13 protein-coding genes are annotated in these 13,086 nt (G+C 64.1%); 4 read left to right on the top strand and 9 right to left on the bottom strand.

Going from position 1 to position 13,086, the window contains the following annotated elements; genetic code table 11:
* The first annotated feature begins 81 nt into the window (after window positions 1-81).
* The 3 genes from AC3IQ7_RS01795 (at window position 82) to pabB (ending at window position 3,359) form a co-directional block, all read left to right on the top strand.
* A complete protein-coding gene (locus AC3IQ7_RS01795; protein WP_489208198.1) occupies window positions 82-816 on the top strand; it encodes a pyrimidine 5'-nucleotidase in 735 nt (244 codons plus the stop codon).
* A gap of 101 nt (window positions 817-917) precedes the next feature.
* Window positions 918-1,493: a nucleoid occlusion factor SlmA gene (gene slmA, locus AC3IQ7_RS01790; protein ID WP_034752791.1), complete on the top strand. Its 576-nt coding sequence runs from the start codon at window positions 918-920 to the stop codon at window positions 1,491-1,493.
* Between the two features lie 21 nt (window positions 1,494-1,514).
* Window positions 1,515-3,359 carry an aminodeoxychorismate synthase component I gene (pabB, locus tag AC3IQ7_RS01785; protein ID WP_489208197.1) on the top strand — a complete coding sequence of 615 codons (1,845 nt, stop codon included), beginning with the start codon at window positions 1,515-1,517 and terminating at the stop codon, window positions 3,357-3,359.
* A gap of 84 nt (window positions 3,360-3,443) precedes the next feature.
* Here pabB and AC3IQ7_RS01780 read toward each other — a convergent pair whose 3' ends face one another.
* Entirely contained in the window at window positions 3,444-3,803 is a 360-nt protein-coding gene (locus AC3IQ7_RS01780; protein ID WP_070258351.1) for a DUF1428 domain-containing protein, read from the bottom strand.
* Window positions 3,804-3,918: 115 nt separating this feature from the next.
* On the bottom strand, window positions 3,919-4,512 hold the full coding sequence (locus AC3IQ7_RS01775) for a glutathione peroxidase (RefSeq protein WP_489208196.1): 594 nt from the start codon (window positions 4,510-4,512) through the stop codon (window positions 3,919-3,921).
* A 181-nt stretch (window positions 4,513-4,693) separates the two neighbouring features.
* Between AC3IQ7_RS01775 and AC3IQ7_RS01770 the strand changes: the two genes are divergently transcribed.
* Complete coding sequence (locus AC3IQ7_RS01770; RefSeq protein WP_489208195.1) at window positions 4,694-5,830, top strand: extracellular catalytic domain type 2 short-chain-length polyhydroxyalkanoate depolymerase; 1,137 nt, start codon at window positions 4,694-4,696, stop codon at window positions 5,828-5,830.
* Window positions 5,831-5,835: 5 nt separating this feature from the next.
* Here the strand turns inward: AC3IQ7_RS01770 and gabD are convergent, their stop codons facing one another.
* The 7 genes from gabD to AC3IQ7_RS01735 all read right to left on the bottom strand — a co-directional run bounded on the left by gabD (window position 5,836) and on the right by AC3IQ7_RS01735 (window position 13,027).
* Window positions 5,836-7,290: an NADP-dependent succinate-semialdehyde dehydrogenase gene (gene gabD, locus AC3IQ7_RS01765; RefSeq protein ID WP_489208194.1), complete on the bottom strand. Its 1,455-nt coding sequence runs from the start codon at window positions 7,288-7,290 to the stop codon at window positions 5,836-5,838.
* A gap of 92 nt (window positions 7,291-7,382) precedes the next feature.
* Window positions 7,383-8,225: a PPK2 family polyphosphate kinase gene (locus tag AC3IQ7_RS01760; RefSeq protein ID WP_099377730.1), complete on the bottom strand. Its 843-nt coding sequence runs from the start codon at window positions 8,223-8,225 to the stop codon at window positions 7,383-7,385.
* Window positions 8,222-8,644, bottom strand: coding sequence for a CoA-binding protein (locus tag AC3IQ7_RS01755; protein WP_489208193.1), 423 nt, complete (start codon window positions 8,642-8,644; stop codon window positions 8,222-8,224). Before AC3IQ7_RS01755 ends, AC3IQ7_RS01760 begins: the two co-directional genes overlap by 4 nt.
* A 64-nt stretch (window positions 8,645-8,708) precedes the next feature.
* On the bottom strand, window positions 8,709-9,362 hold the full coding sequence (locus tag AC3IQ7_RS01750) for a bifunctional 2-keto-4-hydroxyglutarate aldolase/2-keto-3-deoxy-6-phosphogluconate aldolase (protein WP_099377728.1): 654 nt from the start codon (window positions 9,360-9,362) through the stop codon (window positions 8,709-8,711).
* 13 nt (window positions 9,363-9,375) lie between these two features.
* Complete coding sequence (locus tag AC3IQ7_RS01745; RefSeq protein ID WP_489208192.1) at window positions 9,376-10,272, bottom strand: SMP-30/gluconolactonase/LRE family protein; 897 nt, start codon at window positions 10,270-10,272, stop codon at window positions 9,376-9,378.
* 14 nt (window positions 10,273-10,286) lie between these two features.
* The gene (araD, locus tag AC3IQ7_RS01740; RefSeq protein ID WP_489208191.1) at window positions 10,287-12,017 is read right to left on the bottom strand and encodes an L-arabinonate dehydratase; all 1,731 of its coding nucleotides are present in this window, start codon (window positions 12,015-12,017) and stop codon (window positions 10,287-10,289) included.
* Entirely contained in the window at window positions 12,014-13,027 is a 1,014-nt protein-coding gene (locus AC3IQ7_RS01735) for a 2-dehydro-3-deoxygalactonokinase (RefSeq protein ID WP_099377726.1), read from the bottom strand. The genes araD and AC3IQ7_RS01735 overlap by 4 nt, the downstream gene beginning before the upstream one ends.
* Between the last annotated feature and the right edge of the window lie 59 nt (window positions 13,028-13,086).

The following is a 13,086-nucleotide window of genomic DNA, read 5'->3' as shown; positions in this document are numbered from 1 at the left end:
ACATCACTATAATCTGGCGTCGCATGGTTTTCCTGATTGTTGAATTTTTCATCCTGCTTATCATCTTGCCTAAAGACTCCTGTGCCTGTGTCCCATCTTAACCGCTCGTCGCCGGTCTGGCTGTTTGACCTCGACAACACGCTGCACAATGCCTCGCATGCCATCTTCCCCACCATCACGGCCAATATGAACACGTATATTGCCCGCGTGCTGGGCGATGGCGTCACGCCGGCCGACGAAGCCATCGTCAATGCGGCGCGCGCGGCCTACTGGCGCCGCTATGGCGCCACCTTGCTGGGCATGGTCAAGCACCACCAGGTGCAAGCCGCGCATTTTTTGCACGAGACGCACGCGTTCGACGATTTGCCGGCCATGATACGCGCCGAGCGGGGGCTGGGGGCTTTACTCAAGCGCCTGCCTGGCCGTAAAATTTTACTCACCAACGCGCCGCTGCGCTATTCGAGCGACGTGATGCGCCACCTGGGCTTGCGCCAGCATTTTTCACACCACGTCGCCATCGAAGCGATGCATGTGCACCGCCAGCTGCGGCCCAAGCCATCGACCCTGATGCTGCGCAAACTGATGCGCAAGCACCACATCCGCCCTGGCCGCTGCATCCTGGTGGAAGACACCCTGGCCAACCTGAAGGGTGCGAAAAAACTGGGCCTGCGCACGGCCTGGGTCACGCAATACCTGAAAATGGCCGATCCGATCGGCGTGGCGAAGTTGCCCAAGGCGTTAAATCGCCCCGCTTATGTCGATGTCAAAGTAAAATCTGTCCGGCATTTGGCACGCCGCCTTCACCGTCTGCGTTGAAGGGGACTCCTGGGCTTCCGGTTGACGCCGGAAGCCGCACCGCTAGCGGCGGTGACGGACCTCCCATCAAGGCAGCATTTTTTTTAACGACAAGAGAAAATATGGCAAGCACACCGCCGGGCCAACGCAGGCTACAAATTCTTCAGGCCCTCGCCGCAATGCTGGAGCAGCCGAAAGGCGAAAAGATCACCACTGCCGCACTGGCAGCCAGACTGACCGTGTCGGAAGCGGCCCTGTACCGCCATTTCGCCAGCAAGGCGCAAATGTTCGAAGGGCTGATCGAATTCATCGAGTCGAGCGTCTTCGGCCTGATCAACCAGATCGCGGAAAAGCACAGCGACGGCATGACGCAAACGCGCGACATCATCGGCATGCTGCTCAATTTCGCCATCAGCAATCCGGGCATGACGCGCGTATTGATCGGCGATGCGCTGGTCAATGAGGACGAGCGCCTGCAAGTGCGCATGAACCAGTTCTACGACCGCGTGGAACTGGCGCTCAAGCAGGCCTTGCGCGTGGCCGCCGCCGAGGGCCATGGCAAGGAAAGCGAAGTGGCGGCGCGCGCCACCCTGATCGTCAGCTTCGTCATCGGACGCTGGCACCGCTACGCCAAGAGCGGCTTCAAGATCAATCCCTCCCAGGAAGCGGCGCTGCAAATCGCCATGCTGCTGGGGTAAGTCACCGCTGCGGCTGTCCCCATGCACACCGACTGTTTCGCCCTGCTCGACGACGCCAGCACTCCGGGCGCCGGTTCGCGCCTGTACACGGGCCTGGCGGCAGTCTTGCAGTGCACCGAGGGGCGACAGTGGCCGGCCCTGCTTGAAGGGCTGCAAGAGGCCTTACATCGCGGCCAGTACGCCGTCAGCGTGTGCAGCTACGAGCTGGGCGCGCATTTGCTGGCCATGCCGCCGCGCGCGGCAGGCATCAACGCGCCGCCGCTGGCGCAAGTGCTCGTCTTCGAGCATTGCACGCAGCTGTCGCAGGACGAGGTGGCGCAGTGGCTGGACGAGCGCGTCAGCGCGGACGCCGCGCCGGCCGGCGTGGCCGATATCCGCGCGAACGTGGATCAAGCCGAATTCACGCAGGCACTGCACCGCATCCACGACTATATCGTGACTGGCGACACCTATCAGGTCAACTACACGTATCGCTTGCGCTTCGATGCTTTCGGCTCGCCCCTGGCCCTGTATGCGCGGCTGCGTGCGCGCCAGCCCGTGCCCTACGGCGCGCTGGTAATGCTGCCCGATGGCGGCGCCCTGCTGTCGCTGTCGCCCGAACTGTTCGTGCGCCATGCGCAAGGCGAGCTGATGGCGCGTCCCATGAAGGGCACGGCGCCGGCCGCCCCACCTGAACAAACGGCAGAAAACGCGCGCCGCGCCGCGGCCTTGTCTGCCGATCCGAAGAACCGCGCGGAAAACCTGATGATCGTGGACCTGCTGCGCAACGACATCGGCCGCATCGCCGTCACGGGTTCCGTCAAGGTACCGGCGCTGTTCGAGGTGACGCGCTACAGCAGCGTGCTGCAAATGACCTCCACCGTGCAGGCGCGCTTGCGCGGCGACGCCAGCCTGGCCGACATCTTCCAGGCCTTGTATCCATGCGGCTCGATCACGGGCGCGCCAAAACGCCGCACCATGGAAATCATCGCCGAACTGGAACCAGCGCCACGCGGCATCTACACGGGCGCCATCGGCTGGTTCGATCCGCCAGCCGCCGGCGCCGCCCACGCCGTGGGCGATTTTTGCATGTCCGTGCCGATCCGCACCCTGGCCTTGCAGCCGGCTGGCCCTGACGGCATCCGGCGCGGCGAGATGGGCGTGGGCGCCGGTATCGTCCTGGACAGCGACCCGCATGAGGAATTTGCGGAATGCCAGCTCAAGGCCCGCTTCCTCACGGGCCTCACGAACGACTTCGAACTGTTCGAGACCCTGCACGCCAGCCGCAACGATGGCTGCCGCCAGCAAGAGCGCCACCTGGCACGCCTGGCCGCCTCCTGCGCCTACTTCGGTTTTGCCTGGGACCAAGATGCCGCCCGCGCCGCGCTGCAGACAGCCTGCGCGGCACGCCCCGATGATGTCCCGTTCCGCCTGCGCCTGGCGCTGCGCCAGGATGGCCGGTTGACGACGCAAAGCGGTGCCCTCACCGCCTTGCCGGAGACAGTCAACATCCTGCTGGCGCCCGACGCCACGACTGCCGACGACCTGTTCCTGCGTCACAAGAGCAGCGTGCGCGCGCGCTACGATGCGGCCTGGCGCGCGGCCGAAGCGCAAGGCGGCTTCGACATGCTGTTCTTTAACGAACGGGGCGAGCTGACGGAGGGTGGACGCAGCAATGTCTTCGTCCGCCTGGACGGCCGCTGGCACACGCCGCCCCTGTCCTGCGGCCTGCTGCCCGGCGTGCAGCGCGCGGCCATGCTGGCCGATCCTGCCTGGAACGCGCAGGAAACCATCATCACGCGCGCCATGCTGGCGCGGGCCGAAGCGATCGTCGTGTGCAATGCGCTGCGCGGGGCGCTGCCGGCACATATTATCGCTAGCGCCTGAAACCGTTCAAGGCAAGGCACATTGCCGAAGGCAGTGCAACGGCACGACGAGGCATTGCAACGCCGCCATGGACTGTTTCAGTCGCTAGAGATCTACCTGCATCTCGTAACCGCCGTAGATCATCCGCTTGCCATCGAACGGCAGCTTGGCCGGGTCCATCATCTCGGCCAGGCGCGGGTCTTTCATGACCTTGTCGTTGATTTCATCGCGCTTGGCGCGCGACGCATACACGATCCAGGAAAACACCACCACTTCGCCATCTTGCAAGTCCACCGCCTGCGGGAACGAAGTCAGCTTGCCTGGCTTGACATCGTCGCCCACGCATTCGCGAAATTCCAGCGCGCCATATTCGCGCCAGACGGCGCCGCAACTGCGCGACATGGCCAGATAGGCATCGAGCTTGGCCTTCGGTACGGGTACCACAAATCCATCGACATACGCCATGATGTTCTCCTTGGTTGTGACAAACGCGAACAACCAGCTTAGGACAATGATGGCAAGACGACAAGCGCGGCATTAAAAAAAAGCAGGCGATCAAGCCTGCTTGCGTCTCGGCAACTTACAGCGCCAGCGCTTTTTCCACCGCGCCAACGAGTTTCTTGTCGTCCGGCGTCACCTTGCTGGGGAAGCTTTCCACCACTTTACCGTGGCGGTCGATCAGGTATTTATGGAAATTCCAGGCCGGGGTCTTGCCCGTCTGCTTGATCAGGTCCACGTACAGCGGATTCGGCGTAGGACCGGAGACGACGGACTTCGAAAACATGGGGAACTTCACGCCATAGGTGTTGTAGCAGAAATCGGCGATTTCCTTGCTGCTGCCGGGCTCCTGCTTGCCGAAATCGTTCGACGGGAAGCCCAGTACTACCAGGCCCTTGCTGCCGTACTTGGCGTACAGCGCCTCGAGCCCTTCATATTGATTGGTAAAACCACAATAACTGGCCGTATTGACCACCAGCACGACCTTGCCCGCATACTGGCACAGGTTTTGCGGCGCTTCATCCTGCAGGCGGTTGAAAGTCTGCTTGAGGATGGCGGGGCAGGCCGCTGACGCGGCGGCAGCTGGCGCGGTGTCGGCGGCATGGGCCGGCATGGCCAGGCTGGCGCCAGTGGCAAGGGTGGTGAGCGCAAACAGCTGGGCAAGGGTCTTGGACATGAAGGGCACCATGGTTGAACGGAAAAAAACCATTCTATGTCAAACGCCGCGCGCGCGTATGAGACGGACAACAACAGCGATTGCTTGAGCGACATCAACGACGGTGCAGTACTTGCCCAAAGCACAGTTTTTTTACCTATGCTCGGCCTTCCTGTCCCTTTCCTTGCCTTCTGGAGTCGCCATGCCCTTCCCGCACCTGACCGCGCACCTGACTACACTAACCACCGCTCTGCTGGCCGCCAGCCTGCTCATCCTGGCGCCAGGCGGCGCGCACGCCGCCACGACGGCCAAGGCCGTCAAGCCCGCCGCGACCAAGGACGCCCCCGCCCTGCCCGGCTACCAGGCTGACCTGAGCCAGACCACCGTGTCCGGCCTGTCCTCGGGCGGCTTCATGGCGGCGCAGTTTGCCGTCGCCTACTCGGCCACGGTGGCCGGCGCCGGCATCATCGCGGGCGGTCCGTATTTCTGCTCGGGCCAGCCGGGCCGCTTCCCCTACATCCCCTACCTGACGAATGCCCTGACCACCTGCATGAATCCCGGCAGCGCGCAGGTGGCGCCGCCCGTCGCCAGCGAATTGCTGCGCGCGGCGAACGATTTTGCGCGCGCCCGTCTCATCGACGACACGGCCAACCTGAAACGCCAGCGCGTGTATCTGTTCAGCGGAACGAAAGACCAGACCGTGACGCGGCCGGTGGTGGAGCAGGTGGGGAAATTCTACCAACTGGCGGGCACGCCGGCCGAGCAGATCCGCTTCGTCGACAATGTCGGCGCAGGCCATGCCATCATCACGGACAACAACCAGGACAAGCCTTGCGCCGTGACGGAGTCGCCCTTCATCAACGATTGCGACTACACGCAGGCGCGCGACATCCTGCAGCACCTGTACCCGGACCTGCAACCGTCGGCGACCACCTTGACGGGAAAGCTGATCGCCTTCAACCAGCGCAGCTTCATCCAGAACGCGTACTCGAGCATGAACAATACGGGCTACGCCTACATCCCGAAAGCCTGCGACAGCGAGAGCTGCCGCGTGCACGTGGTGTTCCACGGCTGCCTGCAAACGACGCAGGCCATCGGCGACCGTTTCTATACCAGCACCGGCTACAACCAGGTGGCGGACGCCAACAAGATCATCGTGCTGTATCCGCAAGCCGAACCGAGCCCCGTCTACCCGTACAACCCGAAAGGCTGCTGGGATTTCTGGGGCTACACCAGCATCAATCCGATCGACCCGGATTTCTACCGCAAGAGCGGCACGCAGATGGAAGCGGTCAAGGGCATGCTGGACCGCCTCGCCGCGCGCCGCGGCTCGCGTTAAGCTGCCTAGATACCGCCCATGCAGATATATTTGATGACTAAATAATCTTCAATACCGTAGGTCGACCCTTCACGGCCCAGGCCCGATTGCTTGACGCCGCCGAAGGGCGCGATCTCGTTCGAGATCAGGCCCGTGTTGACGCCGACCATGCCCGTTTCCAGGCCTTCGGCCACGCGCCAGATACGGCCGATGTCGCGCGAATAGAAGTAGGCGGCCAGGCCGAATTCCGTGTTGTTGGCCAGGGCGATCACTTCATCGTCCGTCTTGAAGCGGAACAGGGGCGCCAGCGGGCCGAAGGTTTCCTCGGTGGCCACGCGCATGTCGTTCGTCACATCGGCGATGATGGTCGGCTCGAAGAAGCCGTTACCCAGCGCATGGCGCTTGCCGCCGGCCAGCAGGCGGCCGCCCTTGCCCAGCGCGTCGGCCACGTGTTCTTCCACCTTGGCGACAGCCTTGGCGTCGATCAGCGGGCCTTGCGTGACGCCCGCCTCGATGCCATTGCCGACCTTCAGCTTGGCCACGGCGGCCACCAATTTTTCGGCAAACGCGTCATACACGCTGTCCTGTACGTACAGGCGGTTGGCGCACACGCACGTCTGGCCCGCATTGCGGTATTTCGAGGCGATGGCGCCTTCCACAGCCGCATCCAGGTCGGCATCGTCGAAGACGATGAACGGCGCATTGCCGCCCAGTTCCAGCGACAGTTTCTTGATCGTTGGCGCACACTGTTCCGCCAGCAGGCGGCCCACCTGGGTCGAGCCAGTGAACGTCAGCTTGCGCACGATGGGATTCGACGTCATTTCGCCGCCGATGTCTTTCGGCGCGCCCGTAACGATGCTGAACACGCCGGCAGGCACGCCCGCGCGCTCGGCCAGCACGGCCAGCGCCAGCGCGGAAAACGGCGTCGCTTCCGCCGGTTTCAGGACCATCGGGCAGCCCGCGGCCAGGGCCGGGCCGACCTTGCGGGTGATCATGGCGGCGGGGAAGTTCCACGGCGTGATGGCGGCGCACACGCCGATCGGTTCCTTGGTGATGACCAGGCGGCGGTCCGGCCATGGCGATTGCAGGGTGTCGCCCGCAACGCGCTTGCCTTCTTCGGCAAACCACTCGATAAACGAGGCGCCGAACTGCACTTCGCCCTTCGCTTCCGGCAGCGGCTTGCCCTGCTCGGTGGTCATGATCAGCGCCAGGTCGTCGGCGTTTTCCAGGATCAGGTCATGCCAGCGGCGCAGCACGGCCGCGCGTTCCTTGGCCGTCTTCTTGCGCCAGGCGGGCCAGGCGGCATTGGCCGCTTCGATGGCGCGGCGCGTCTCGGCTGCGCCCATCAGGGGCACCGTGCCGATATGCTCGCCGGTGGCGGGATTGTTCACATTGATCGTCTGGCCACCATCGGCATCCGCCCAGGCTCCATTCACGTAAGCTTGGTGACGCAACAAGGTAGGATCTTTCAACTGCAGCATATGGATCTCCGGTCTGGTTTGAATTATCGACGAGGGATACTATGCCACAGCGCGGCCGATTCCGCAGGCTCGGCGCTGAATTGGCCTGACCTCTACTCGACCTTGAAAGACGACAGTTTCGGGTCCGGCGCCGGGTATTCCAGCTTCATGCCCTGCAGGGTTTCCAGCAGCAGCGATGCGACCACGAGGTTGCGCTGCGTCTTGGAGTTCGACGGCACCACGTACCATGGCGCGTGGTCAGCATCCGTCTCGCGGATCGCCGTTTCATAGGCGCGCTGATAGCCATCCCACTTCTTGCGCTGGGCGATATCATTGGGATCGAACTTCCACTGGCGGTCGGGATCATCGAGCCGCTCCTGCAGCCGTCCCCGTTGCTCGTCCTTCGAGATGTGCAGGAAGATTTTCAGGATGACGGTGCCCGTCTCGCTCAGCATGCGCTCGAAATCGCGGATCTGCGCGTAGCGGCGCTGGCATTCGGCCTTGTCGATCATGTCCTGCACGCGCGTGATCAGCACATCCTCGTAATGGCTGCGGTTGAAGATGGCGATCTCGCCCTTGACGGGCACGTGCTGGTGCACGCGCCACAGGTAGTCGTGCGCCAGTTCGATATCGGTGGGTCCCTTGAACGCCACGGCGCGGATGCCCATCGGGTTGATGTTGCTGAAGATGGCCTTGACCGTGCCATCCTTGCCCGACGTATCCATGCCCTGCAAGACCAGCAACAGCTTCTTTTTGTGCTGCGCATACAGCATGCTCTGGCACTCGGCGATCTGCGCCGTCAGGGCCACGGTTTCCTCGCGATCGATGGCCTTGCACTGGGCCGGCGTCAGCTTCTTGTTGGCCGCCTTGGTGGCGGCGCCCAGCAGGCGCTTGCCGGCGAAATCCTCGCTCAGGTCAAAACCCTTGCCGGCGCGAAATTGCGTGCGCGCCTTCATGCCGCCACCGCCAGCTTGCGGTGCTCGATTTTTGTGCAATGATCCATCACCACATCGAGTCCCGCCGCCCGCGCCATCTGCGCCGCCTGCTCGTTGACGATGTCGAGCTGCAGCCACAGACAGCCGGCCTTGACGGCAATGGCTTCCTCGGCGATGGGCAGGATATCTTCCGACTTGCGGAAGCAGTCGACGATGTCGATGCGCGCCGGTGCCACCGCCGCCGCAGCCTCCGTCAGGGTGGCGTAAGCGCGCTGCCCCAGCACGTCGCGCCCGGCGAGCGCCGGATTGACGGGCAACACGCGGTAGCCATGCCGCAGCAGGTAGTCGGCCACTTCATGGCTGGCGCGTTCGGGCTTGTCGGACATGCCGACGATGGCGATGATGCGGCTGTCTTGCAGGATGCGGGCGATGTTGGACATATTCTGGTCTATGAGGCGTGCGACATTGCCCGCCTAGCGTAGCAGATTCCCGTCCCGCCGGGAGCTAGCCAGAAGACTTAGCCTTGCGCACGGCCGCCATCTTCGCCACGAAAGCTTGCGCGCGCGCCGTCACGGACGCGTAATCTCCCGTGGCGCCCGGACCACTGAGGCTGCTGCCAATGCCCACGGCCACGGCGCCGCTGGCAAACCATTCATGCAGGTTCTCCACCGTCACGCCGCCCGTCGGCATCAACGGCGCTTGCGGCAAGGGTGCCCGCAGGGCCTTGATGTAAGCGGGGCCGAACATCTCGGCGGGGAAGACCTTGACGATGTCGGCGCCGGCCTGCAGGGCCGTGACGATCTCCGTCGGCGTCATCGCCCCCGGCATGGACAGCACCTGGTAGCGCTGGCACAGCGTGATGGTTTCCACGTTGACGCTGGGTGAAATGATGAACTGGGCGCCGGCCAGGATGGCGGCGCGCGCCGTTTCCGTATCGAGCACCGTGCCCGCGCCCAGCAGCACGTCATGACCATGGCGTTCGCGCAGGGTACGCAGCACGCCCAGGGTGTCGGGCGTGGTAAACGCCACTTCCAGCGCCGTGATGCCACCGGCGATGCACGCCTCGGCGATCTGCAGCGCCACATCGGGCGAGTCGGCGCGCACGATACCGACCATGCCCCGTGCGAGGATGCCCTCGAAAACCGTATGTTTTTGCATATGCTCTCTCTTTTCAGGCCGGCAGGGCGCCAAAGCGCACTTCCGGCAAACCGCGCACGCCCGTCTGGCGCGCGTGGAACAATCCGCCGGCCAGCGGTTCGCTCGCCAGCTGGGCCGGGGTCAAGCTCTCCTGCGCCGTCGTGACGAACAATTCGTCGTAGTGCGGGCCGCCCAGGCTCACGCAGCTGGGCTGCGAGACGGGCAGGCTGATCTTGCGCTCGACGCTGCCGTCCGGCGCGAAGCGCAAGACCGTGCCGGCGCCCCACTGCGCGCTCCACAGGTGGTCATCCGCATCGATGGTCGCGCCATCGGCGGCACCCGGTCCCGGATCGAGCACGGCAAACACGCGCACACGGCTGACGTCGCCCCCCAGGTAATCGTCCCAGCGGTAGATCGCCTTTTTCATCGAATCGCAGAAGTACATGGCCGTGCCATCGACGCTGAAGCAGATGCTGTTCGAGATGGCGATCTGCGGCAGCGGCAATCGCTCCAGCGTCAAGTCCAGGTTGAGGCGGTAAAAACTGGCGATGGCATCGCGGCACGGACGTTCATCGAGCGTGCCGAAGACAAAACGCCCCTGGCGGTCGCAGCGGCCATCGTTCAGGCGCGTCATGGGCAAGTCCCCCTCCACCGTGTGCAAGGACGTGACAGCCCCGCTACGCGCGTCAAACCAGGCCAGGCGCGAGGCCAGTCCCAGCAGCAGCACGTCGTCGCTGTCCGTCAGCGCGAAGCACGCCAGGCGCTCGGGCATGGCCCAGCTCTGGCGTTCGCCCGTGGCCAGCACCAGCGCATGCAGCTGGCAGCCTTCGATATTCGTCCAGAAAACGCGGCCGCTGCGTTCGCACCAGCGCACGCCCTCGCCGAGAAAATTTTGTGCATCGACCAGTAATTGGGCCTGTGTCCCCATCATTTTTTTCCTTGTTTTCAGTGAGATTCGCGCGGAACGGCCGAACCGCGGCAGCCGACGAGGAAATCGAGATCCGCGCCTTCATCGGCCTGCGTCACGTGCTTGATGTACATGGACTGGTAGCCGCCCTTCATGGCCGGCGGCGGTGCGCTCCACTCTTCGCGCCGGCGCGCCAGTTCGGCCTCGTCGACGTCCAGGTGCAAGCGGCGTCCGGCCACATCGAGTTCAATCATGTCGCCATCGCGCACCAGGGCCAGCGGCCCGCCCACGGCCGCTTCCGGCGCCACGTGCAGCACCACCGTGCCGTAGGCCGTGCCGCTCATGCGCGCGTCCGAGATGCGCACCATGTCGCGCACGCCCTGTTCCAGCAGTTTTTTCGGCAGTCCCATATTGCCCACTTCCGCCATGCCCGGATAGCCCTGCGGGCCGCAATTTTGCAGCACCATCACGCAACTGGCGTCGATATCGAGGGCGGGATCGTCGACGCGCTTTTTATAATGCTCGATGCTGTTGAAGACGACGGCGCGGCCACGGTGCTGCATCAGCTCGGGCGAGGCGGCGGAAGGCTTGATGACGGCGCCGCGCGGGGCCAGGTTGCCATGCAGGACGGCGATGCCGCCCTCGTCCTTGAAAGGCTGCGCCAGCGGCGTGATCACCTCGGGATTGAAATTTTCGGCTTCGGCCACGTTGACGGCCATGCTGGCGCCCGTAACGGTGAGCGCCTCGCCGTGCAATTTACCCAGCAAGTCGCGGATGATCACGGGCAGGCCGCCCGCATAGTAAAAATCCTCCATCAGGTACTGGCCCGACGGCATCAGGTTCAGCAGGCAGGGAATGTCGCGGCCCAGGCGGTCCCAGTCGCCCAGGCGCATGTCCACGCCGATGCGCCCGGCAATGGCCAGCAGGTGGATCACGGCATTGGTCGAGCCGCCGATGGCGCCGTTGACCATGATGGCGTTTTCAAACGCTTCGCGCGTGAGGATCTGCGACAGTTTCAGGTCTTCATGCACCATGTCGACGATGCGCCGGCCCGTCAGCTGCGCCTGCAGCTTGCGGCGCGCATCGACGGCGGGAATGGCCGCGTTGCCGGGCAAGGTCACGCCCAGCGCTTCCACCATGCTGGCCATGGTGGAAGCCGTCCCCATGGTCATGCAGTGGCCGGCGGAGCGCGACATGCACGATTCGGCCTGCTTGAATTCGGCGGACGTCATGCGCCCGGCGCGCACGTCTTCGGAAAATTTCCATACGTCCGTGCCCGAACCGATCGGTTTGCCGCGGTAATTCCCGTTCAACATGGGGCCGCCCGACAGCACGATGGTGGGCAAGTCCACGCTGGCCGCGCCCATCAGCAGGGCCGGGGTGGTCTTGTCGCAGCCCGTCAGCAGCACCACGCCGTCGATCGGGTTGGCGCGGATCGATTCTTCCACATCCATGCTGGCCAGGTTACGGAACAGCATGGCCGTCGGGCGCAGATTCGTCTCGCCCAGCGACATGACGGGAAACTCGACGGGGAAGCCGCCCGCCTCGAGCACGCCGCGCTTGACCATCTCGGCCAGGTCGCGGAAATGGCCATTGCAGGGCGTCAGCTCGGACCAGGTATTGCAGATGCCGATGACGGGACGGCCATCGAAGGCGTCGCTGGGATAACCCTGGTTCTTCATCCAGCTGCGGTGAATAAAACTGTCCTTGTCGTCGCCGCCAAACCACGATTGCGAACGCAAGGGACGCTTGTTCTTGTTGCTGCTCATACTGTCTCCTGCGGGAAAATCAAGCCGCGTGCGGCGGCGATCAGCAGCGCACCGTGACCGGCCAGATAGTCTTGCTGCTGGTCGTCGACGATGATGCGCTTGCCATAAAAAAATCCGTGTTCTTCGATCAGCAGCCCGAGCGCCTGGCGCAGCATGGGTTTACCTGTAATGACGAGCGGGCTATCGGGCCGCATCTGGATGGCGGTGCTGTTGCGCAGCGCCAGCAGGTCGCCGCTGAGGACGGCGCCCATCAGGAAATTGGCCCGCTCATTGCATTCGACGGCGCTGAACTGGCCCAGCGTGCGCACGCTGAAGCAGGCGCGCGCCAGCCCCGTTTTTTGCGCCGCCGCCGCGCCGGCCAGCAGCATTTTCGGCACCAGGGTCTGGGCAAAACCGCCCTCGACCGATTGCTTGATCAGCGTGTGCTGCGTGATCGCCTGCAGCAGCTCGCCCGCGATGGTGGTGCTGCAGCCGAGGATGCGGCGCTGCTCGTCCACGCTGATCAGTTTGGTATGCGAACCGGGCATGATCAGGGTCGCCGCGCCGCGTAATTGCAGGCGCTCGAGCAGCGCGACGACTTCCGTCTCTTCGCCGCGCATCATGTCCATCGCTTCGACGTTGTGCAGGCCGACGGCGCCATGCTGGTTGCGCACGCCGGGAATCAGCCACAGGGGCTGCGCCAGCACGTCGGGCAAGTCCACCGCCTGCATGCCTTGCGCCAGCTGGGCCAGGCCCGCGGGCGCCGGCAAATGCGGCACCTCCTGCACCCCCATGGGCGATGTGATCATGCCCGAGGCCAGCGCCAGGTCCACCTCGGACGGCGCGATGCCGGCGCTGGCCAGCACGCTGGCGATGGTGTCGCGCAGCGCCTGTTTCAGCGCGCCGTTATGGCCATCGATGGCGGTATTGCGCACGCCCGTTTCCAGCTGCGCCTGGGCGACGACGACGCCTGCGCGCCACAGCAAGGTACGCGTATTGGTGGTGCCGGCATCGATGGTGAGTATGTTCATGGGCAGGTTCGCAGCGTCGGTCAGGACAAAAATAAATGAGGGAAAAACTACCCCATGGT

It is taken from the genome of Janthinobacterium sp. GL_088 (assembly GCF_057837845.1).
Note: the sequence above shows the minus strand (reverse complement) of the source record. Positions and strands in the feature narration are given on the sequence as shown.